The organism is Ruegeria sp. HKCCA5763 (assembly GCF_013034545.1).
Classification (GTDB): domain Bacteria; phylum Pseudomonadota; class Alphaproteobacteria; order Rhodobacterales; family Rhodobacteraceae; genus Ruegeria.
Genome location: NZ_WQGF01000012.1, coordinates 113,146 through 134,355 on the forward strand (window position 1 = coordinate 113,146; position 21,210 = coordinate 134,355).

The following is a 21,210-nucleotide window of genomic DNA, read 5'->3' on the forward strand; positions in this document are numbered from 1 at the left end:
TGTCAAACCACCCGAATGAACCCTGCCAGCCCGGTTTTCTGATGCTCTATCACGTGGCAATGAAAGGCCCAGTCGCCGGGGTTGTCAGCGACCAGCGCGATATCAATGGTCTCGTCTTTCAACAAAAGCATCGTGTCGGTCATCAAGGGCGGCAGGGCGCGCAGGTTCGATTTCAGCGGCACGAAAGCCAGTCCGTGCAGGTGGATCGGGTGCAAGTTAGGAGATTCGTTACGGAGGCGCAGAACATAGCTCTTGCCTTGTTCCAGCACGGCCAGCGGACCGGTTCCCTGTGCTGCATCTCCGGGCCACGGCGTGCGGTTGATCGACCAGAAACTATACCCCAGTGACCCGCAGAACCCGTCATTCGGAGGGCCACCTTCAGTCGTCCAGCCGAACACGAACTCATGCAGCTCGGCTTGGTTCAGTTCAGGGCGCAGAACAGGGTTTCTGCGCAAAGGGCGCAATTCCCTCATATCGCGCGCTGTGGATTGTCCGGTCGCGCGCAACCGCGCCATCGCGCGGTGTTTCTGTCCAGGAAATTTGGCGACAAGTGCCACCGACTGCCCTTCATCGTCTGGCATCAGTACGGCAAAATCCGCCCGCTGACCCGGGCCCAGCAAAAGCGGTGCATCGGTTGTGGGTAAGGTCAGGTCGATCTCAACCGGATGCCCGTCCCACGCAATGATCTGCGCCTCAGCCCCTTCAAGATGCAGCTTGTAGATGCGGGTTGTGTCCGTATTGACGACGCGCAGCCGCACAAGGGTGCCTGCCGCGTGATCATACACTGCTTCTGTCAACCAGTTTGCAGTCTGGACATTGCCAAACGTACCTGCGCGCGCAGCACCACGCGCCGTATAAGCGGGCAAAAACGCGTCTTCTTCGTCAAGTCGGAAATCACGCAGATTGATCACTTGCTCGCTGTCGAAACCGGGGTCTTCCCGCTCGGCAATCACCATGACGCCGGTCAACCCGTGGGCCATTTGATCCATTGTCATGCAGTGGGGGTGGTACCAATATGTGCCCGCGTCCGGTGGCGTGAATTCATAGGTAAAGCTGTCATCCTCGCCGATTGGCATCTGGGTCAGATAAGGCACCCCGTCCATCTTGTTGGCGATGCGCAGCCCGTGCCAGTGCATTGCGGTGTAATCGGGAAGGGTATTGCGCACCGTAAGCCGCATGACGTCGCCTTGCCGTCCATACAGAACCGGTGGTGGTGCGTCGGGGTAAAGGCTGACCATCCCCGTGGTCAACCGATTGCGCAACCTGTAGCTGGCGGGCTGCAACACGAGGTCTTGCGTGGCATCGCTTGCCGCCAAAGACAAACCACCCAAACCCAAGGCACCAGCAGCGGCACCGCTTCCAAGAAGAAACTTGCGACGTTTCATTGCGACCTCTCTGTAGGGATGTGTCGTCGGGCTGGGAACGGCTGGGCGTCTGTGCCTGACTTGCCTTGGCCCGCGCATAGCTGCAATGCGACAAATCCCTCTGGCCCAAAGGTCCTTTCTGCTATAGCAGAGCGCAATTGCAAACAGGAACGCCAGATATATGACCACACGCGCCGGATTTATCGCCTTGATCGGAGAGCCCAACGCAGGCAAATCCACCCTTCTGAACCGCATGGTTGGGGCCAAGGTCTCGATCGTGACGCACAAGGTGCAGACCACACGCGCCCGCATTCGGGGTGTGGCGATGGAGGGTGACGCGCAGCTGGTCTTTGTTGACACGCCGGGCCTGTTTAAGCCCCGCCGCCGCCTGGACCGCGCCATGGTCGCTGCCGCGTGGGGTGGGGCAGCGGATGCCGATGTTGTTGTCCTGATGGTCGAGGCGCATCGCGGGATCACCGAAGGGGTTGAACGCATCCTTGAGGGGCTGGAAGAGATCGGGCAGGGCCGGACCATCGCGCTGGCGATCAACAAGATCGACAAGGTGCCGTCCGAGAAGTTGCTGGCGCTGACCAGCGACCTGAACGCCCGCTATCCGTTTGCAGAAACTTTCATGATCTCGGCCGAAAAGGGACACGGTGTAGACGATCTGCGCAAATGGTTGGCAGCGAAACTGCCGGAAGGCCCGTGGCTTTATCCTGAAGATCAGATCTCTGATTTGCCGTTACGCATGATCGCGGCTGAAATGACGCGTGAGAAACTGACCCTCCGCCTGCATCAGGAACTGCCTTATCAGCTGACCGTCGAGACCGAAAACTGGGAAGAGCGCAAAGATGGCTCTGCCAAAATCGATCAGGTCATCTATGTCATGCGCGATGGTCACAAAGGCATCGTGCTGGGCAAACGCGGCGAGACGATCAAGGCTGTCAGTCAGGCGGCGCGGGCCGAATTGGAAGAGTTCCTTGACCGTAAGATTCACCTGTTTCTGCAAGTGAAAGTCCGGCCCAACTGGTTGGAAGAATCCGAGCGGTATTCGGAAATGGGGCTGGACTTCAAAGACGGCAACGCATGACCCGCCTGACGGCCGAATTCTGGGTTCATGCCTATCTGGCACGGCTTCGGTTTCAGGAAATCCCGGCCTTTGTTGTGGCCCATGGCGATGACACTGCTGGGGCGGTTCTGGTTAAGCTCAATACGCTGGACGGAAAGGCCGCCGCATTCCAACGCAGCTTTGACCTGATGAGTGGTGAGCGAAAATGGGTCGAGCTTTCCAGCGGCACTGAGATGGATGTGGACGCCGCCATCACCAAACAGCGCAGCTTTGACCCTGACCTTTGGGTGATTGAAGTTGAGGACCGACAAGGGCGACATCTGCTTGGCGAAGAGGGTTTGGAGTAACCTCTGCACAGATCGCGCTTTGACGCGTGGATCAAAGTGACTATTTTCAAATGACATCTGGCCGTTCAGGGCTGATTGCCCCTTGGATCAATGCAAAACGATGAGGTGTTCTCGTGACTGAAACACTTGCTGAGAAACTGGAAAAATCGGAACTTGGCCACTGGATGCAGCGGTTCGAGAACTTCATGGTCTTTGTCGGTGTCGTCGGCCCATTCGCCACGCTTCCGCAACTGGTCAAGCTCTACTTTACCCATTCCGATCACGCCTCAGGTCAGTCGCTGCTATCCTGGTCGCTTTATGCGGGGCTGTCTTTTCTGTGGTTTGCCTATGGGCTGGTGGTCGGCAAGTTGCCCATCTATGTGGGCAACGGAATCTCAACGGTGCTGAATCTGCTGATGGTCGTGGGTATTCTGATTCATGCCGGTGTGACGTTCTGATCTTCCGACGTCCTTGGAATTCCTATCAACATCGCCCCGGAAAATCATTCACGATGCCTTCAACCTGCATCGCTGAAGTAAACAAAGCTCATCTTATTCCCATCCGGGTCGCGGGCATAGGCGCCAAAGAAGTTCGGACCGTATTGTGGGCGATCACCAGGGTCGCCCTCGTTTGTGCCGCCATGGGCCAGCGCTGTTTCGTGTGCATCTCTCACTTCCTTTTCGCTTTGGCAAAGCAAGCCAACCATGTTGCCATTTCCGATTGTCGCAACTTCCTTATCGAACGGCGTCGCGACCCATATGCACCCGCCACCGCGCAGCTCATAGCATACTGCATGCGGCATGTACTCGGCGACGACTTTTCCGCCCATTGTTGACACAACCGCATCATAGTATGTGCGCGCCTTAACAACGTCGTTTGAACCGATCATGACATAGTTGAGTGACATTTCTGAAATCCCTAAAAGTAGAACATAAAGGGAACATTAATGGCGGAATTGCATTCGTGCAATGCGATTCTTGTACTGTGGTCAGCCCGATCCCCGCGAAACCGTGACTTCGGACCGTGATGTAATACCACGCTGGAAGTGACCTAGATCCGTGTTGAAGGCTGCCTTTGCTGGGACTGAAGGGAATTGCGACAGACTCGCCTTACACGGCCCTATGTTCAAAAGGGCAGGGTTTTGGCTTGCTATTCTGTGTGGGCAAACCTCACATGTTGTTTTGACCACTCCAGCCGTCTTCGTACGCGCCCAACACTCTGGACATCTGTAGCAGTGATGAGAACAAGCGCGCGTAAACATCCCTTGATAGCATGGGTTTGTTGTCGTCCAGCACCTGCACCAGATCTACAACGGTCGAAGCGAACCTCTCATACACCTGCATGTCAGCAGCCGTTGGATCATGCGTCCAGATGTTTCGTGCGTCGTAGTAAGCCCCAGGTTGCGGTTCGTCATCGATCATTGCTTGACCCCTTCCATTTGAAGCGCAGTTGGGCGAGCTTGTGAGGTTGTGCAAGATGGCTGGCAGGAAGTCACAAAACTATGGCTGTTTCTGAAAAGAACCTTGAACGATACAGGCAGGGCAGGTTCTGCACTTGCGTACTAACTCGGCTTGGGATTTTCTGCGGTTTAACCCAAGCAGCAACAAGGTCGAGTTTTGGACTGGCGTGATCACGGCATACTTCTGACCTCTCGCAACCACGGTGAGACTGCGGCGATAATAGAGGTCTTCACCGAGGCCCACGGGCGTCACGCCGGTGTTGTACGCGGTGGAACCAGCCGTAAGGTCGCGCCCATTTTGCAACCAGGCGCGCAGCTGGACGTGCTGTGGCGCGCGCGGCTGGAAGAGCATCTGGGCACGTTTCAGGTTGAACCGCTGAGGTCCCGCGCGGCGGCCGCGTTTTCGGGGCGGCTGGCATTGTCCGGGCTCAATGCCGTTGTGGCGTTGCTATCCTTCTGCCTGCCCGAACGCGAACCGCATCCCGCGCTTTACAAGCGGACCGAACAATTGATGGATCTGCTGGGTCAGGATGAAATCTGGCCGCTGGCGTATTTGCGTTGGGAGCTTGCTTTGCTGGATGAGCTGGGCTTTGGTCTTGACCTGACCACTTGCGCCGTGACCGGAGTGACGGAAGGGCTGGTTTACGTGTCACCCAAAACGGGTCGCGCCGTCAGTGCAAAAGGTGCCGGGGAATGGGCGGACAAGCTGTTGCCGTTGCCGCCGTGCCTGCGCGGCCAAGGTACCGCGCCGGACACCGAGATCGCCGAGGCCTTGCGTACGACCGGGTATTTCTTGGAACACCGTGTCGCCCCGTCTTTGGGGCATAACCCGCTGCCAGAAGCACGTGCGCGGTTTGTGGATCAGGTTACTCGGCGGCTGTGAACACCATCTCGTGCTCATCCTCATTGCGCAGGATCAGCACGTCGCCGGACACTTCGGATTGGGTCATGGCCATGAGGGCGGCGAAATAGAACCCCTCTGCCTCGAGTCCCGCACAAGCGGCTCGTGTTGCGCTCAGGTCTTGTATCTCAAACCAGGGGTAGGGCGCATTCAGAGTGCCTGTGTAGCTGTTGCAAGGGGCGTTTCCTGCAATCTTACCCTCTTCTGGAAAGCGCAGCAGGGCGCTGGCCTCGTAAGGTTGGCCATCGATTTCCTGCAACACCCATGTCCGGTCCGCAGCGCCATAGGCGGCGACGGTTTCGTCTTTTTCACATTGGAACAGGCCCAGCAGGGGCAGAGTCAGGATCAGGCGGGTCATTTCAGGGTCTTAACCCAATTAGGCTGTAGGGAAAACTCAATAGGGGATCGTGCCGCTCAGCAAGTCCCGGCGCACTTCACGGCGTGGCCTCCAGTTGTATTTGGTGTCCTCGCGCACGGGTGCCCAGTACAATGCGCCGCTATTCCGCCACGGGTCCAGAATGATACCGTCATACATCGAATCCCCTTTGGCGCTGATCAGCGCGGAATGATGGATGATCCGAAACTGCGTTGGTGGAGACGTGACCCAATGCAAGTCGAGCGTGCGGAAGTTTTCCTGCCGTAGCCGTGCGGTCATGGCCTGTGCCCAATCGTTGCACAGACCAAACTCGCGAAATCCGTTAGCGATCTTGGCATTGTGGATGATGGCTGGATCGGTGATGTTCCATTCCCGCGCCAATTGCTGAGAATAGGTGTAGGAGATCGTGGCAGCCTGTTGCGCCTCGACGGGATCAACCTCGGGCCCGAGCGACCGGATGGCCTGTGTCAGCGCATCGATGTCGCTTTGGGTCGCGTTCGGTTGACTGACGGAGCAGCCGCCCAGCACAAGTGCAGCAAGTATCGCCCAAAGCGCAAAGAGTCGTCGGATCATTTTATGCTCACCATTCCGTTGACTGGGCCTGTTTCGCTGGGTGCTGTACCGGGGTTCCAAACAGATGCAAAGGGGAAGTTTGCAGAGTTCAGCGCTGCACAGCGGAAGTGCGCCGGATTTTCTCTGTTTACTGAAAGTACATCAGTGGCTGCCCTTGCAATGCCATTGCATCAAGAAAAAGACCCGGCGCAAAGGCCGGGTCAGTTGGGGAAACGGGATGCTGAAAGCAGTTACCCAAGCAGTCGGCGTGCGATAACCTGCGCCTGAATTTCAGCGGCCCCTTCGAAAATGTTGAGAATGCGCGCGTCACACAGGACGCGGCTGATCTTGTATTCCAGCGCAAAACCGTTGCCGCCGTGAATCTGTAGCCCGTTATCGGCAGCGGCCCAAGCCACACGGGCGCCCAGCAACTTGGCCATACCGGCTTCAAGGTCACAGCGCTGGCCGTGGTCTTTCTCCCACGCGCTGAAATAGGTCAGCTGACGTGCAATCATGATCTCGACCGCCATCATTGCCAGCTTGCCGGACACGCGTGGGAAGTTGATCAGTGATTTGCCGAACTGTTTGCGGTCGATCGCGTACTGCATTGCGATATCCAGCGCGCTTTGCGCCACACCGATGGCGCGTGCAGCGGTCTGGATGCGGGCAGATTCGAAGGTTTCCATCAACTGCTTGAAACCCTTGCCTTCTTCGCCGCCCAGCAGGTTTTCACCTTTGACGTGGAAGCCGTCAAAGCCCAGCTCGTATTCTTTCATACCGCGATAGCCCAGAACTTCGATCTCGCCGCCAGTCATGCCGGGGGTTGGGAAGGGATTCTCGTCTGTGCCCGGGGTCTTTTCGGCCAGGAACATCGACAGGCCTCGGTGGTCGGTGCTGTCGGGGTTTGTCCGCGCCAGCAAGGTCATCACATGGGTGCGTGCCGCGTGGGTAATCCAGGTCTTGTTGCCGGTGATCTTATAGTCGCCGTTTTCATCCTTCACAGCACGCGTGCGCAGGCTGCCAAGATCCGACCCGGTGTTGGGCTCGGTGAACACGGCGGTGGGCAGGATTTCGGCGCTGGCCAGTTTTGGCAGCCAGTTGGCTTTCTGCTCGTCCGTGCCGCCGGCGATGATCAGCTCGGCTGCAATTTCGGACCGGGTGCCCAACGAACCGACGCCGATATAGCCGCGCGACAGTTCTTCTGAAACTACGCACATCGACGCCTTGGACAGGCCAAATCCGCCGAATTCCTCTGGGATGGTCAGGCCGAACACGCCCATTTCCGCCAGCTCTTCGATGATTTCCAGCGGGATCAGCTCATCCTTCAGGTGCCATTCATGGGCGTGGGGCTCGACCTTCTCCTGCGCGTAGCGTCGGAATTGGTCGCGGATCATCTCAAGCTCTTCGTCCAGACCAGAGTTGCCGAACATGGTGGCACCCGCCTGATCCTGCATCAGTTCGACCAAACGGCTGCGCGCCGCCTGAGAGTTGGCCTGCGCCATCAGAGTTTGAACTTCGCTAGACTGAAAGCCCGACAGCGCGTCCCAGCCAAGGCCCATATCCTGAAGGCGGACGACTTCGCCTTGATTCATCGGGATGCCACCTGCGACCTGATGCAGATATTCGCCAAAGGCGATCTGGTGCAGCAGCTGCTCAAGCTCGCCGAATTTTCCCTCGGCTTGCAGCGCTTCTGCCCAACGTTGCATCTGTTGCAGCGATTGGGTGTAAGTGGCGAGCCAAGCCAAGCCGTGCGCAGCAGTCTGGTTCGCTTCAATAAGGGAGCCAGACACGCGGCCATCCGCAGTGACCATGCCGCGCACAGACTCGCGGGCTTTTTCAAATACTGCCTCCACCGCAGGCACAGCGGCTCGGGTTAAATCCAGAAGATCGGGCAAAACTGCAGCAGTTGTCATCTCGGTCATATCCTGTCCGTCGTGGGCCATGAATCGCGTCCTTTCCTGGGTCGTCTGGTCATATCATGCTGCACGTGCAGCGCAACAAAAATACTTATTACGCTGCGAAAAAGTTCAAAAATTACCTGATCATTTTTGCAATGCAGAAGAAATTCCAGATGGTATCTAGGGGGAATGACCTTGTTTTCCATTCTTTCCCCGCAGGACCTGATGCTTGCCATGGCCATTGCTTTTGCCGCGGGGTGGATAAAGGGTATTGTTGGTTTCGCCATGCCCATGGTCATGGTGTCCGGGTTGAATTCTTTTCTTACCCCGGAGTTGACCTTGGCTGGGCTTATCCTGCCAACGCTTGTGACGAATGGACTTCAGGCATTGCGCGGAGGCGCGGTCGCCGCTTATTCCTCGGTCTTGAACTTTCGCGTGTTCCTGATCGTCGGTGGCCTCATGTTGGTTCTGAGCGCGCAACTAGTCACCATGGTGCCCAGTTCCGTTTCGTTGCTTTTGATTGGCGGTCTTGTTTCCGTTTTCTGCCTGTTTCAAGTTCTGGGGGTCCGTCTGGTACTGAACCAACCGTCGCCTAGAATTGAGGCTGCCATGAGAGGGTAAGCGGGTTTTGCGGGCGGTATGTCTGGTGTTTGGGGGCCGCCAACAGTGGCTTACCTGATGGCCTTGAATACACCCAAGTCGGAACAGATCCGCATTCAGGGTGTTATTTATGGACTAGGTGCGCTGCTACTTGTAGCCGCTCATTTAGGATCCGGCATCTTGCGGACGGAAACAATTTCGTTTTCCGCGATACTGATCTTACCGGCTATGGCTGGAATGTGGGTCGGCTTCAAACTGCAGGACCGGATTGACCAGGCCAGCTTTCGCAAAGCGACTTTACTTGTATTGCTGGTGGCTGGGTTGAACCTGCTGCGGCGCGGTCTGTTGGGGTGATGTCTCAACCCGTACGTCTATCGGCAAAGCGGAATGCGAAATAGAGCCCCAGCATTAAGAAGAACAAGCCCGAGATATCCCCGATCAAAAAGGCAATATATTCGACGGTTTCACTGCCAAAGGCCAGATTTGTCAGCCCTGAGACAAGAAAGGACGTGATTACACCCACTCCCATGATGCAAACCCAACATGGTTTGCGATCAGGGCGCGGGAACAAATCCCACCCCACAGCCTTTAACAGATAAAACACTGCTGGAACCGTGGTGACTGCAATGGCAATGGCCAGCAGGCGACTGGACAGGAAAACGTCCGTACCCCCCAAATAAGCAAAAACGATGAAGACGCCTGGCAACAAGGCAAAAATCGCGCGCCACCCTAGTAGCCAAGCAGAAAGAACCCGCACGCCATGTGGCAAAAACAGCAGGCTGGCCCGGCTTGGGTATTCGGGAAAATACATGTTCTGGAGCGGCATCAGAACGGCGAAGGTCAGGAATGACGCCACGACATAGGCCAATGAGGCCGCAAACGTATCAATCGCCCAGGCGCGCACTGCGATCACCGCATCGCGCATATGTTGCAGGCGTCAATTGGGAGCATTAACGATATACCGCCCCCGGTTGGCGCTGCCGCTTTGTGAAAGATAGCCTTTTTCCACCAAGGATTTCAGGGCGCGGAAAAAAGTCGGGCGCGATACGCTTTGAACCAATGTATGCTCGATCAAACCAAACGTGCGCACTTCCTGATCGGACTTGGAAAGCTCTTCTGCGGCGTAATAGATGTCGCGCTCAACCGGAGATAGTTTTTCCAGACCCAGCGTCCGCTCCATGCTTTGCATCAGTTTGCGAAGTTCGGTGAGTTTCGAGATTTCTGTCATGTTCTTACCTGCAATTTCCTGTGCCAACGATCGCCAGTCTGCGACCATTTGGGACACCCCGGTTTCAATACAAACCAGGTAGTCCCATATTGACACTCATCCCCATTTACATAGACTAGGCACCTGATTAGGTTGCTCAATTCTGCATTGTGAGTGTGCGCGTTTGAGCTGCCACAAAGTCCTTTCAGTCAATGCCCGGCGCTGACGTGCCGGGCTTTTTCGTCCCTTCGAACCCTATGGGTACCGCAGATCGCAATTTGAAACAACGCACTTGTATGTGCTTTTTGTGACATACAATCAAAGGTTGATATCAAAGAATGACGCCGCGCAAGAAAAAGGGGCCCGTAGGCCCCTTTACTTGCTAGCCGATTGCAACGGCTTTGATGTCGTCATCGATGAACGGCAGGTACTGCTCGAAGTTCTCGGCAAACATCTGAACCAGTTTTTCCGCCTGTTTGTCGAACGCCGCCTGATCGTCCCATGTGCGGCGCGGGTCCAGCAGAACCTCGGCCACTCCCGGCACCGAGACAGGCACGTCAAAACCGAAATTGGCATCCTTGCGGAATTCAGCATCGCGCAGTGACCCATCCAGGGCCGCAGTCAACAGAGCGCGGGTCGCCTTGATGGGCATCCGGCTGCCTACGCCATAAGCGCCGCCGGTCCAGCCGGTGTTCACCAGCCAGCAGGTCGCGCCATGCTGGGCTATCTTGTCGCGCAGAAGGTTGCCGTATTCTTCCGGCCGACGCGGCATGAAAGGCGCGCCAAAGCAGGTCGAGAATGTGGGCTGGGGTTCGGTGACGCCGCGTTCCGTACCTGCAACTTTCGACGTGAAACCAGACAGGAAGTGATACATCGCTTGCGCCGGGGTCAGTCGCGCGATCGGAGGAAGCACGCCAAACGCATCGCAGGTCAGCATGATGATGTTCTTGGGATGGCCCCCCAAGGCGCTGTTGGAGGCGTTGGATATGTACTCCAGCGGGTAAGCGCAGCGCATATTTGCGGTCAGCGAATCGTCGTCGAAATCCAGCTCTTTGGTTTCGGGGTCGAATACCATGTTCTCAATCACGGTGCCGAACTTGCTGGTGGTCGCGTAGATTTCTGGCTCGGCCTCGGCGTTCAGGTTGATTGTTTTGGCATAACAACCGCCTTCAAAGTTGAAGGTGCCGCGATCCGACCAGCCATGTTCGTCGTCGCCGATCAACACTCGGGCGGGGTCAGCGGACAGAGTTGTTTTGCCGGTCCCCGACAGGCCGAAGAACACGGCGGTGTCGACCGGGTTGCCAACAGCGTGGTTGGCCGAGCAGTGCATCGGCATCACGCCTTTTTCCGGCAGCATGTAGTTCAGCAGTGTGAAGACGGACTTCTTGTTCTCACCTGCGTATTCAGTTCCGCCGATCAAAATCAGTTTACGATCAAAGTTCAGCGCGATCACAGTCTCGCTGCGGCAGCCGTGCTTGGCCGGGTCGGCCTGGAAACTCGGGCAGTTGATAATGGTAAAGTCGGCTGTGAAGTCATCCAGATCCTCGCGATCCGGTCGGCGCAGCAGGTGGCGGATGAACAGATTGTGCCATGCCAGCTCGGTGACCATGCGCACGTTGATCGCGTATGCGGGGTCAGCGCCGCCAACGAGATCCTGAACAAAGTAGTCGCGACCTTTCATATGGGCCAGCATGTCTTCGTACAGCGCGTCAAAGCCTTCGGGGCTCATTTCGGCGTTGTTTTCCCACCAGATGGTGTCCGCGACACTATCTGTTTTAACGACGTGCTTGTCCTTCGGCGAGCGACCAGTGAACTTACCGGTGGTGACCAGAAACGCACCACCATTGCCAAGTGTACCTTCGCCGCGCTTCAGCGCTTCTTCGATCAACGCTGGTTCCATGAAGTTGTAATAGACATTGCCCAGACCCTCGATGCCCTGATCTTCGAGGCGGAATTGCGGGTTAACCCGTCCAGATGTCATGTTTGTCTTCTCCTGTGGCGGCGCGTAGGCTTTGGCCGTGTGCGCCATTGGGGCAGTGAGCCGGTAAAAACCGGCGGCTGGGCGCCTCTTATCACGGTCGTTTGGGACATGAACAGGCGGGTTGACGCAGTTAGCGCAACCAAGTCCGAGTTTAGCGCCACCACCAATTCAATGTTCGAAAAGCGGGCAGATTTTTGCGGGCATCAAGGCAAATTTGCCGCAGACCTGCCGCAACAAAGGCACGATTCGCGGTTACGGATTGATTCGGCGTCTTAAAACCGCCAACAATGCCTTACAAATAAGCGAATTATTGCGCGAGTGAGCAGGAATAGGGGTGAGCCCGATGTCAAAGATTGCACTGGTGGATGACGATAGAAACATTCTAACGTCCGTATCCATGACACTTGAAGCCGAAGGTTTCGAGGTTGAAACTTATAATGATGGCCAGGCCGCGTTGGATGCGTTCAACAAAAAGCTGCCGGATATGGCTGTGCTCGATATAAAAATGCCGCGTATGGACGGCATGGATCTGCTGCAGCGGCTGCGCCAGAAAACGCAGATGCCGGTGATTTTCCTGACCTCGAAAGATGACGAGATCGACGAGGTTCTGGGTCTGCGCATGGGCGCAGATGACTACGTGAAAAAGCCTTTTTCGCAACGTTTGCTGGTTGAACGCATCCGTGCTTTGTTGCGCCGACAAGAGGCGACAAGCGGAGATGCAGTCGCCGCCAACAGCGCTGACACGAAGGTTATGGAGCGCGGCGACTTGCGGATGGATCCGTTGCGCCATGCTGTAAGCTGGAAGGGGAATGATGTATCCCTCACTGTGACCGAGTTCTTGTTGTTGCAAGCGCTTGCCCAGCGTCCGGGATTTGTCAAAAGCCGCGATCAGTTGATGGATGTGGCTTATGATGATCAGGTTTATGTGGACGATCGGACAATCGACAGCCACATTAAACGCCTACGTAAGAAAATGCGCGCAGCCGACCCAGAGTTCTCGGCGATCGAAACCCTGTATGGTATCGGTTATCGTTACAACGAAGAATAGGCGCGACGCCTGCAAGAGGTAATGGGCTCTCGTGCGCGACACCGAAGAAACCAGAGAACTGCGCGACGGTGATGTCGTTCTTGGGGATGACTGGGTCATCCCACAGGATTTCGAATCCGCCGAGCTGAGAGAGAAGCGGTCCCGGAGAAACCTGTTTTCTCTGCGCGGTTCACCCTTGGCGCGCAAAATTATCACTTTCAACCTGATCGCCTTGGTGATTTTGGTCACAGGGCTGCTGTATCTGGACGATTCGCGCAAAGAAAAGGTGCAGCAAACCGCCCGCAATCTGCTGGGTGATGCGCAGCTGGTCAGCAACGTTTTTGAAACCCAGCTGCGGCAGGGGGCGCAGATATCTGCGCAAAATGCCGGAAACCTGGACGTCAAGGACACGCTTTCAGGGCTGACGCTGCCCGAAGGCGGCGAGGTTTTTGTGTACGACGCCAGCGGCACCTTGATCGGGTGGACACGCGGCGTGCCACAAGCGTCCGATATGCCCGTGCTTCTGCGTACAAGCACCGAAGTACAGACTGGCGGCACCGTCATCAGCGACACATTGAATGCGGTTTGGATTGGGCTGTCGAACATATTCAACTGGTCGACCGAAACTGAATCTCCGACCTTGGCGCAGCGAGTCCAAACAATTATTCCGCAGGCTCTTACCGGGCAAACACAGGTTCAGGCGGTGCAGGATAGCGCGGGTGACACAGTGATTGTTGCCGCTGCTCCGATCCTGTACGAAGGCAACCCAGCGGGCGCGGTTGCCATCACAGGTCCGGCAGGGGAAATTGACGCGCTTGCCCGCCGCGAACAAGAGCGCATCCTTCAGATGTTTGTGGTGGCCCTGCTTGTCTCTGTGGGGCTAAGTTTGGTTCTGGCCTCAACCATCGCCAACCCATTGGCGGATTTGGCGGCAGCGGCTGAAATGGGCAAGGATCGTGGCACAGGGGTTAATCCCGGTCGTATCCGTATCCCGGACCTTAGCGCTCGGCCGGACGAAATCGGACGGCTCAGCCGCGCCCTGCGTGGCATGGTGACCGCACTTTATAATCGGATCGACGCAAACGAGCAGTTCGCGGCCGATGTTGCCCACGAAATCAAGAACCCTCTGGCCAGTCTGCAATCCGCTGTCGGCACATTGCGTATGGTTAAAAGAGAGGATCAGCGCGACAAGCTGCTGGATGTGATCGAACACGATGTCCGTCGTCTGGATCGCCTGGTCAGCGATATCTCGAACGCATCGCGTCTGGACGCGGAATTGGTAAAAGAAGCAGAGCAGCCATTTGATCTGCTCAAACTGCTGGGCAACCTTGGCCAATACTTGGGTGAGGACGCCCGGTCCAAAGGTATCGACTATATAACTGACCTGCCGTCCGAACCCATTGTCATCAACGGGCTCGAAGCAAGGTTGGCGCAGGTATTTGTAAACCTCATCACAAACGCGATTTCATTCTGCGAAGAAAACGATGCTATTCGTGTTTGGGTCCGTCAGCGCGACAACCGAGTGCTGGTTGTGGTCGAGGACACGGGCCCAGGCATCCCCGAACAAGCGCTAACGAAAGTGTTCAAGCGATTCTATTCGCAGCGTCCTGCAGAGCACTTTGGCAATAACTCAGGTCTTGGGCTGGCGATCTCAAAGCAGATTATCGAAGCCCATGGCGGCGTGATCTGGGCCGAAAACATACGCCCGACCGAGGCAGACATCACCTCTGATCCGCTGGGCGCACGATTTGTCGTGGGGCTGCCTGTTTGAGAAATGCAAATCTTCTTACTGTCAGAGGCCAACAACCGTGACAGGGCGTGCGTTCATGCGTCTTGTGTATCGGTAGAACAGCGTGGCGTGTTGATCATCGGGGCTTCTGGTGCTGGGAAATCTGAGTTGGCGTTGCAGCTGATGGCCTATGGGGCTGACCTGGTTGCAGATGACCGTGTGATTCTACAGATGCACGATGAACAGATCGTTGCGTCCGCTGTTTCGCAAATCCGTAACTTGATCGAGGCGCGTTACATCGGCCTGCTCAGGGCCGAAGCAACCGGGCCAGTTCCGATCGATTACGTCGTCGATCTGGACCAGAGCGAACCACAACGCCTGCCCGAACAATTCACTGTTCAGGTCCTGAGGCAAACTGTTCCCTTGCTTCGCGGTGCTGGCGTCCCCAATTTGGCTGCAGCGTTGATGCAGCTGCTAAAAAATGGGCGTGTAAATCCGGAATGGCCGAACACATGATTTCACAACGGCGGATCGTATTGGTCACAGGCCCTTCGGGGGCTGGTCGGTCTACCGCAATTCATGTTCTCGAAGACCTTGGTTTTGAAGCCATCGACAATCTGCCCATGGGGCTGCTGATGCGCCTGCTCGATAGCGCGGACAGCGACCGCCCGATGGCGTTGGGTGTTGATGCTCGCAATCGGGACTTTTCGACAATCAGGTTTATCGAGCTTGCAGAAAAGCTGGGCCGAATGGCGCAGGTCGATCTAACGGTATTGTACCTGGATTGCAGCGATGACGTTCTGTTGCGTCGGTTTTCGGAAACCCGCCGCCGTCACCCCGTCGCCAGAAATGCCAGCCCCGAAACGGGCATCCAGCGTGAAAAAGAACTGTTGGCCCCGATCCGCGAGATTGCGGATACCCTGATCGACACCAGTCTTCTCAACGTCCATCAGCTGCGCGAAGAGGTCGAGACCTGGTTTGCGCCTAAAGGCGGGCGGCACCTTGCGGTATCAATCGAGTCTTTCTCGTATAAACGCGGGCTACCGCGCGGGTTGGACATGGTGTTCGACTGCCGGTTTCTTGCCAACCCGTATTGGCGTCCCGAATTGCGGGCGGCCGATGGTCGACATCCTGATGTCGCGCACTATGTGCAATCGGACACGACCTATTTGCCGTTTTTTGAACGAGTAATGGACCTGCTTACTTTGCTGCTGCCCGCATTTCGGGCAGAAGGCAAAGCGCACCTGTCCGTGGCCTTTGGGTGTACCGGGGGGCAACACCGATCCGTTGCAATGGCCGAAGCAGTCGCAAAGGCCCTTGCCGAAGGCGGTCAGCAAGTGGCAATTAGGCATCGCGAGATGGAACGCCGGACGTTGAATGTGAGGTCGGATTGATCGGAATTGTGATCGTTGCGCATGGGGGGTTGGCTCAGGAATATCTGGCCGCCACACAGCATGTGGTCGGGCCGCAACCCGGCCTGGTGGCTATTGCGATCGAAGCCGAGCACGACCGCGACAAGAAACAAGCCGAGATCTGCCAGGCGGCCGACAGCGTAGACATGGGCGATGGCGTCGTGGTTGTCACAGATTTGTTTGGCGGAAGCCCATCGAATCTCAGCTTAAGAGCCTGCGCACCTCAGGATCGGCGGATTCTTTATGGTGCCAATCTGCCTATGTTGATCAAATTGGCCAAAAGCCGCCACCTGCCCATCGGCGATGCTGTGCGTCAGGCGATGGAGGCTGGACGGAAATACATAAATGCACAAAATGTGACATTAGAATAAAATCGGATTGACGACTATGACCAACCGAAGCCTTAAAATTATCAATGAAAAGGGCCTTCACGCCCGCGCCTCGGCAAAGCTGGTTGAGGTCGTGGAAGGGTTCGATGCCCGTGCCGAGGTGTCAAAAGACGGACTTTCTGCTTCAGGTGACAGTATTATGGGTCTTTTGATGTTGGCAGCCTCGCGCGGAACAACTATTGACGTCGAGACGTCCGGGCCGGATGCTGAGGCATTGGCGGAAGCTCTGGAAGCGCTTGTGAACGACAAGTTCGGAGAGGGGTTTTAATCCGCCCCGCCGCGACATGAAAACGGGAAGACCAGGAATTGGCGGAAACGACGCACGAGACCAAGACAAGCCCGGTGGTGGATGGGACCGCGGATGAGGGCGAAATCTACGACCGTAGAACCCTGACATATGCGAACTCGTTCGATGATGCCTGGACCTCAACCGCCATTCGGGCCATCGAATGGTGCACCGGCAAGCTGACCATTTTGCGAATGGTCAACAAATTCGAGAAAAAGAACGAATACTATCGCGGCCAGAGGTTCTGGGGTGGTGCCCTTACGACTATGGGTATCGACCTGACCACACCGCAGGAACAGATTGCCCGGATTCCCAAAACCGGTCCCGTCGTTGTGGTCGCCAACCATCCGCACGGTATGGTCGATGGTATGATCCTGGCCGAGCTGATTGGACGGGTCCGCAGCGATTACCGCATTCTGACTCGCTCGGTCCTGACCGGACTTGATGAGGCGGCGACATCTTTCATGATTCCGGTGCCCTTCCCGCACGACCCTGAGGCGCAGGCCAAAATGCTCGAGATGCGTGGCAAGGCGATGGAGCACCTAAAGAACGGCGGCGTTGTTGCACTGTTCCCGTCAGGCGTGGTGATGTCTTCGGACGACTGGTTTGGTCCAGCTATCGAGCGGGAATGGAACGTTTTCACGGCCAAGATGATCCGCCGCTCGGGTGCGCAGGTGCTGCCGATTTTCTTCCCGGGCAGCAACTCGCGCTGGTACCAGATTGCCAATAAACTGTCGCCGATTCTGCGTCAGGGTTTGCTGCTGCACGAGATCGTACGATCCTGCAACAAACCGCAGTCGCCGGTTATCGGCGAGCCGATCGGCGATGAAGACATGGAACTGCTCGAGCGCGACCCGCGCGGCTTCATGTCATGGCTACGGAATCGCACAATGTCCTTGGGCCAATCAAACAAAGCCTGATCCGCGTCTTCATCTGGCCAAAAGTACCTCGGGGGTGAGCCCGGATGAAACCCGGGTGAGGGGGCTGGCCCACTATCAACGTGTCGGTACCGGAACCTCTCCGCGATAGTCGTAAAACCCACGCTCGGTCTTGCGACCCAGCCAGCCAGCTTCGACATATTTAGTCAACAGCGGGCAGGGGCGGTACTTGGTGTCTGCCAGACCGTCGTGCAAGACATTCATGATTGCCAGACAGGTGTCCAGCCCGATGAAGTCCGCCAATTCCAGCGGTCCCATCGGATGATTCGCGCCCAGCTTCATCGACTGGTCGATGGATTGAACGCTGCCGACGCCTTCATACAGCGTGTACACGGCCTCGTTGATCATCGGCATCAGGATGCGGTTAACGATGAAGGCCGGGAAATCTTCGGCACTAGCAGCCGTTTTGCCCAGGCGGTCGACAACAGCTTTGCAGGCGCTGAATGTGTCTTCGTCCGTCGCAATGCCACGGATCAGTTCCACCAGCTGCATGACCGGCACTGGGTTCATGAAATGAAACCCCATGAAACGCTCTGGCCGGTCGGTGCGGCTGGCCAGACGTGTGATCGAGATAGACGATGTGTTGGACGTCAAAATCGTATGCGGCAGAAGATGTGGTTGCAGGTCTTCGAAAATCGCCTGCTTGATCGTTTCCCGTTCGGTCGCAGCCTCGATCACCAGATCGGTCTGTCCAAGGCGGGGCAACTCCAAAGTGGTCGAGATCCGGTTCAACGCGGCCTGCATCTCTGCGTCGGTGATCTTCCCGCGAGAGGCTTGGCGCGCCATGTTCCCTTCAATTGTGGACACAGCGTTATTCAGTGCGTCCTGGCTGACATCGTTCAGCAAGACCTCGTATTCCGCCAATGCCAGAACATGGGCAATCCCATTGCCCATCTGACCTGCGCCAATCACTCCGACTGATTTTACTTCCATGTACAGCTGCCTTTGCCCTGAAGGATACCGCGACAGTATCGGCAGACCGGGGCATGCGGCAAGGGGATCGAACCAGTCAATTTTGCTTCAAAAGCGCGCATTAGGAATTTCTCAACATCTGAGGCCGCAAGATGGCAACCGGGTGAAATGTGGGGGGCTTGGGATGAGCTTTCATGAGATGAACAGGGGCGGGGACTCCGTCTGTCAATACAAGGGCTCCAAACTCTGGTTTCGCGGCCCGCCGAGTGACCTGAGCGACCCTTTCGTTGCGTGTTTGGGTGGAGAGGAAACCTTTGGCCGTTTTGTGGAACAGCCTTTTCCTGCCGAGCTTACCAAACTTTTGGGACGACCTTGTGTCAATTTTGGTAGCCTTTTTTGTGGTGCTGACGCGTTACTTGCTGATCCGGCACTGTTAGAGTTGGCAAACAGGGCCGAAATTTGCGTGTTGCAAACACCTGACTTGCCGTGCTTGTCGAACAGGTTTTACCGGGTTCATCCGCGCCGCAATGATCGGTTTCTGGCCCCTTCGCACGATCTGGAACAGCTATTTCCCGAGGTCGACTTCACGGAAATCCATTTCGTACGGCATCTGCTAACGCGGCTGCACGCACTGCAAGACGCGCGATTTGAAGTCATTGCTCAAGAACTGCGAGAGGCTTGGGTGCGCACTACGTCCAAGGTTCTACGTCAAATCAAACCACCGGTCATTCTGCTTTGGCTAGAGGTGCAGAGGCAGGAGGGGATGCACAGCGACCTCGTTTTGCCAGATGTCGAAATGATCAATCAGCTTCGGCCCTTGTGTACGGGTATCGTTGAATGTTCGGTGCGCGTGACAGGGCAATCAGAATCTTTGGAAGATGTGTTGTTTGGAACCTTGCAACAGCCAATGGCAGAGCATGTGATAGGCCCATCTGCGCACCGTGAGATTGCCGGAAAATTGCTACCTGTTTTGCGGGACCAAAACTGAAAAGGCCCGCCAGAAGGCGGGCCCAGTAAGGTTTTTCGACGAAAACTTACGCTGTTTGATCAGCCGAGCTTTTCGGTCAGTTCTGGTACGGCCTGGAACAGGTCTGCGACCAGTCCGAAGTCGGCGACTTGGAAGATCGGGGCTTCTTCGTCCTTGTTGATCGCAACGATGACCTTGGAGTCTTTCATACCGGCCAGGTGCTGGATCGCGCCCGAGATGCCAATGGCGACATACAGGTCAGGGGCAACAACCTTACCGGTCTGACCCACCTGCCAGTCGTTCGGGGCATAGCCCGAGTCAACGGCGGCCCGCGACGCGCCAACTGCAGCGCCCAGCTTGTCGGCCAGGGTTTCGATCAGTTTGAAGTCCTCTTCCGAGCCGACGCCACGGCCGCCGGAGACAACAACGCCTGCCGAGGTCAGTTCCGGACGGTCGCTCTCGGCAACCTTGTCCTCGACCCATTCCGACAGACCGGGGTTTTCACCGACAGAAATGGTCTCAACCGGGGCCGAGCCACCTTCGCCCGCAGCATCAAAGCTGGCGGTCCGCAGGGTGACAACCTTCTTGGCGTCGTTCGATTTCACGGTCTGGATCGCGTTGCCCGCATAGATCGGACGCTCGAAGGTCGAGCCGTCAACTACACCGGACGCATCCGAGATCACCATCACGTCCAGCAGCGCAGCAACGCGCGGCATCACGTTTTTGGCGTCGGTGGTTGCAGGGGCAACGATGTGCTCGTACCCGTCGGCCAGCGACACGATCAGCGCCGCGGTCGTTTCCGCCAGGCGGTGACCCAGCGAGGCATCTTCGGCAACCAGAACCTTGGACACGCCGTCGATCTTTGCGGCGGCCTCACCAGCAGCAGCGGCAGACCCACCTGCGGCCAGAACGGTCACATCGCCCAGAGTTTTTGCAGCGTTGACGGCTTTTGCAGTCGCGTCCAGCGCCAGTTCACCATTGTTGACTTCGGCAAGCAGAAGTACAGCCATTACACAGCCCCCGCTTCTTTAAGTTTCTCGACCAGCTCGTCGACCGAGCCTACAACGATACCAGCGGCGCGCGCTGGCGGCTCGTCGGTTTTGACAATCTCCAGACGCGGGCTGACATCCACGCCGTAATCGGCGGCGGTTTTCTCATCCAGCGGCTTTTTCTTCGCCTTCATGATATTGGGCAGTGACGCGTAACGCGGTTCGTTCAGGCGCAGGTCAACTGTCACGATGGTCGGCATCTTGACGCTGATGGTCTGCAGGCCGCCGTCCACTTCACGGGTGATCTTGGCGCTGTCGCCTTCGATGTCCAGTTCCGAGGCAAAGGTACCCTGCGACCAGCCCAGCAGGGCCGACAACATTTGGCCGGTGGCGTTCATGTCATTGTCGATTGCCTGTTTGCCCGCCAGAACGATGCCAGGCTGCTCTTCCTCGACCACTTTGGCCAAGATCTTTGCAACGGCCAGCGGCTCAATGTCGGTGTGAACGTCGTCTGCCGCCACAACAAGGATCGCGCGGTCGGCGCCCATGGCCAGCGCAGTCCGCAGGGTTTCCTGCGCCTGCTTGACGCCGATCGAAACGGCGACAACTTCGTCGGCCTTGCCAGCTTCTTTCAGACGGATCGCCTCTTCAACAGCAATTTCGTCGAACGGGTTCATCGACATTTTGACATTGGCGAGATCAACACCGCTTCCATCCGCTTTCACGCGAACCTTAACGTTGTAGTCAATCACGCGTTTGACAGGCACCAGTACCTTCATTTTTGCGTACGCTCCTCAAAAAAACGGCAAGCCGCGAAGGCGACTCTGC

The 21,210-nt window shown here is 56.7% G+C and carries 24 protein-coding genes and 1 pseudogene; 13 read left to right on the forward strand and 12 right to left on the reverse strand.

Annotated features, from left to right (window positions below):
• Positions 1-2 precede the first annotated feature (2 nt).
• The gene (locus GOV89_RS18770; protein WP_171238813.1) at positions 3-1,385 is read right to left on the reverse strand and encodes a multicopper oxidase family protein; all 1,383 of its coding nucleotides are present in this window, start codon (positions 1,383-1,385) and stop codon (positions 3-5) included.
• A 160-nt stretch (positions 1,386-1,545) separates the two neighbouring features.
• Between GOV89_RS18770 and era the strand changes: the two genes are divergently transcribed.
• The 3 genes from era to GOV89_RS18785 all read left to right on the forward strand — a co-directional run bounded on the left by era (position 1,546) and on the right by GOV89_RS18785 (position 3,217).
• Positions 1,546-2,454, forward strand: a complete 909-nt coding sequence (gene era, locus GOV89_RS18775) for a GTPase Era (protein WP_171238814.1) — start codon at positions 1,546-1,548, stop codon at positions 2,452-2,454.
• Positions 2,451-2,780 (forward strand): DUF1491 family protein, encoded by a 330-nt coding sequence (locus tag GOV89_RS18780; protein WP_171180765.1) that lies wholly within the window; start codon positions 2,451-2,453, stop codon positions 2,778-2,780. The genes era and GOV89_RS18780 overlap by 4 nt, the downstream gene beginning before the upstream one ends.
• A 113-nt stretch (positions 2,781-2,893) precedes the next feature.
• Positions 2,894-3,217: a SemiSWEET transporter gene (locus GOV89_RS18785; RefSeq protein ID WP_171180764.1), complete on the forward strand. Its 324-nt coding sequence runs from the start codon at positions 2,894-2,896 to the stop codon at positions 3,215-3,217.
• A 59-nt stretch (positions 3,218-3,276) separates the two neighbouring features.
• On the opposite strand, the gene GOV89_RS18790 is transcribed toward GOV89_RS18785, so the two are convergent.
• The gene (locus GOV89_RS18790; protein WP_171180762.1) at positions 3,277-3,666 is read right to left on the reverse strand and encodes a VOC family protein; all 390 of its coding nucleotides are present in this window, start codon (positions 3,664-3,666) and stop codon (positions 3,277-3,279) included.
• A 262-nt stretch (positions 3,667-3,928) separates the two neighbouring features.
• Complete coding sequence (locus GOV89_RS18795) at positions 3,929-4,180, reverse strand: hypothetical protein (protein WP_171180760.1); 252 nt, start codon at positions 4,178-4,180, stop codon at positions 3,929-3,931.
• Between the two features lie 195 nt (positions 4,181-4,375).
• On the opposite strand from GOV89_RS18795, the gene recO reads away from it, so the two are divergent.
• The gene (gene recO, locus GOV89_RS18800; RefSeq protein ID WP_171180758.1) at positions 4,376-5,101 is read left to right on the forward strand and encodes a DNA repair protein RecO; all 726 of its coding nucleotides are present in this window, start codon (positions 4,376-4,378) and stop codon (positions 5,099-5,101) included.
• On the opposite strand, the gene GOV89_RS18805 is transcribed toward recO, so the two are convergent.
• The 3 genes from GOV89_RS18805 to GOV89_RS18815 all read right to left on the reverse strand — a co-directional run bounded on the left by GOV89_RS18805 (position 5,085) and on the right by GOV89_RS18815 (position 7,990).
• The gene (locus tag GOV89_RS18805) at positions 5,085-5,477 is read right to left on the reverse strand and encodes an META domain-containing protein (RefSeq protein WP_171180756.1); all 393 of its coding nucleotides are present in this window, start codon (positions 5,475-5,477) and stop codon (positions 5,085-5,087) included. The two genes, recO and GOV89_RS18805, sit on opposite strands and share 17 nt — an antisense overlap.
• A 36-nt stretch (positions 5,478-5,513) precedes the next feature.
• Positions 5,514-6,068, reverse strand: coding sequence for a hypothetical protein (locus GOV89_RS18810; protein ID WP_171236150.1), 555 nt, complete (start codon positions 6,066-6,068; stop codon positions 5,514-5,516).
• A gap of 230 nt (positions 6,069-6,298) precedes the next feature.
• Positions 6,299-7,990 (reverse strand): acyl-CoA dehydrogenase family protein, encoded by a 1,692-nt coding sequence (locus GOV89_RS18815; RefSeq protein ID WP_171180752.1) that lies wholly within the window; start codon positions 7,988-7,990, stop codon positions 6,299-6,301.
• A 144-nt stretch (positions 7,991-8,134) separates the two neighbouring features.
• Between GOV89_RS18815 and GOV89_RS18820 the strand changes: the two are divergent.
• Positions 8,135-8,899 (forward strand): annotated as a pseudogene (locus GOV89_RS18820) (TSUP family transporter).
• A gap of 4 nt (positions 8,900-8,903) precedes the next feature.
• Here the strand turns inward: GOV89_RS18820 and GOV89_RS18825 are convergent.
• The 3 genes from GOV89_RS18825 to GOV89_RS18835 all read right to left on the reverse strand — a co-directional run bounded on the left by GOV89_RS18825 (position 8,904) and on the right by GOV89_RS18835 (position 11,733).
• On the reverse strand, positions 8,904-9,470 hold the full coding sequence (locus GOV89_RS18825; protein ID WP_245223296.1) for a hypothetical protein: 567 nt from the start codon (positions 9,468-9,470) through the stop codon (positions 8,904-8,906).
• Positions 9,471-9,482: 12 nt separating this feature from the next.
• The gene (locus GOV89_RS18830; protein WP_254451550.1) at positions 9,483-9,821 is read right to left on the reverse strand and encodes a hypothetical protein; all 339 of its coding nucleotides are present in this window, start codon (positions 9,819-9,821) and stop codon (positions 9,483-9,485) included.
• 313 nt (positions 9,822-10,134) lie between these two features.
• On the reverse strand, positions 10,135-11,733 hold the full coding sequence (locus GOV89_RS18835; protein ID WP_171180750.1) for a phosphoenolpyruvate carboxykinase: 1,599 nt from the start codon (positions 11,731-11,733) through the stop codon (positions 10,135-10,137).
• A 343-nt stretch (positions 11,734-12,076) separates the two neighbouring features.
• On the opposite strand from GOV89_RS18835, the gene GOV89_RS18840 reads away from it, so the two are divergent.
• From GOV89_RS18840 to GOV89_RS18870, 7 genes are read left to right on the forward strand one after another with little or no spacing between them, the layout of a single operon-like run.
• On the forward strand, positions 12,077-12,781 hold the full coding sequence (locus tag GOV89_RS18840; RefSeq protein ID WP_171180748.1) for a response regulator transcription factor: 705 nt from the start codon (positions 12,077-12,079) through the stop codon (positions 12,779-12,781).
• Between the two features lie 31 nt (positions 12,782-12,812).
• Positions 12,813-14,531 carry a sensor histidine kinase gene (locus GOV89_RS18845; RefSeq protein WP_171180746.1) on the forward strand — a complete coding sequence of 573 codons (1,719 nt, stop codon included), beginning with the start codon at positions 12,813-12,815 and terminating at the stop codon, positions 14,529-14,531.
• Between the two features lie 3 nt (positions 14,532-14,534).
• Entirely contained in the window at positions 14,535-15,005 is a 471-nt protein-coding gene (locus tag GOV89_RS18850; RefSeq protein WP_171180744.1) for an HPr kinase/phosphorylase, read from the forward strand.
• Positions 15,002-15,883 carry an RNase adapter RapZ gene (gene rapZ, locus GOV89_RS18855; RefSeq protein WP_245223293.1) on the forward strand — a complete coding sequence of 294 codons (882 nt, stop codon included), beginning with the start codon at positions 15,002-15,004 and terminating at the stop codon, positions 15,881-15,883. The genes GOV89_RS18850 and rapZ overlap by 4 nt, the downstream gene beginning before the upstream one ends.
• Entirely contained in the window at positions 15,880-16,272 is a 393-nt protein-coding gene (locus tag GOV89_RS18860; protein ID WP_171180741.1) for a PTS sugar transporter subunit IIA, read from the forward strand. The genes rapZ and GOV89_RS18860 overlap by 4 nt, the downstream gene beginning before the upstream one ends.
• Before the next feature lie 16 nt (positions 16,273-16,288).
• The gene (locus GOV89_RS18865; protein WP_171096062.1) at positions 16,289-16,558 is read left to right on the forward strand and encodes an HPr family phosphocarrier protein; all 270 of its coding nucleotides are present in this window, start codon (positions 16,289-16,291) and stop codon (positions 16,556-16,558) included.
• Between the two features lie 38 nt (positions 16,559-16,596).
• Entirely contained in the window at positions 16,597-17,496 is a 900-nt protein-coding gene (locus tag GOV89_RS18870) for a lysophospholipid acyltransferase family protein (RefSeq protein ID WP_171238815.1), read from the forward strand.
• 75 nt (positions 17,497-17,571) lie between these two features.
• Here the strand turns inward: GOV89_RS18870 and GOV89_RS18875 are convergent, their stop codons facing one another.
• Complete coding sequence (locus GOV89_RS18875) at positions 17,572-18,447, reverse strand: 3-hydroxybutyryl-CoA dehydrogenase (RefSeq protein ID WP_171180737.1); 876 nt, start codon at positions 18,445-18,447, stop codon at positions 17,572-17,574.
• Positions 18,448-18,610: 163 nt separating this feature from the next.
• Between GOV89_RS18875 and GOV89_RS18880 the strand changes: the two genes are divergently transcribed.
• Entirely contained in the window at positions 18,611-19,414 is an 804-nt protein-coding gene (locus tag GOV89_RS18880) for a DUF6473 family protein (RefSeq protein WP_256368558.1), read from the forward strand.
• A 59-nt stretch (positions 19,415-19,473) separates the two neighbouring features.
• Here the strand turns inward: GOV89_RS18880 and GOV89_RS18885 are convergent, their stop codons facing one another.
• Positions 19,474-20,403, reverse strand: coding sequence for an electron transfer flavoprotein subunit alpha/FixB family protein (locus GOV89_RS18885; RefSeq protein ID WP_171238816.1), 930 nt, complete (start codon positions 20,401-20,403; stop codon positions 19,474-19,476).
• Positions 20,403-21,161, reverse strand: a complete 759-nt coding sequence (locus GOV89_RS18890; protein ID WP_171180733.1) for an electron transfer flavoprotein subunit beta/FixA family protein — start codon at positions 21,159-21,161, stop codon at positions 20,403-20,405. The genes GOV89_RS18885 and GOV89_RS18890 overlap by 1 nt, the downstream gene beginning before the upstream one ends.
• Between the last annotated feature and the right edge of the window lie 49 nt (positions 21,162-21,210).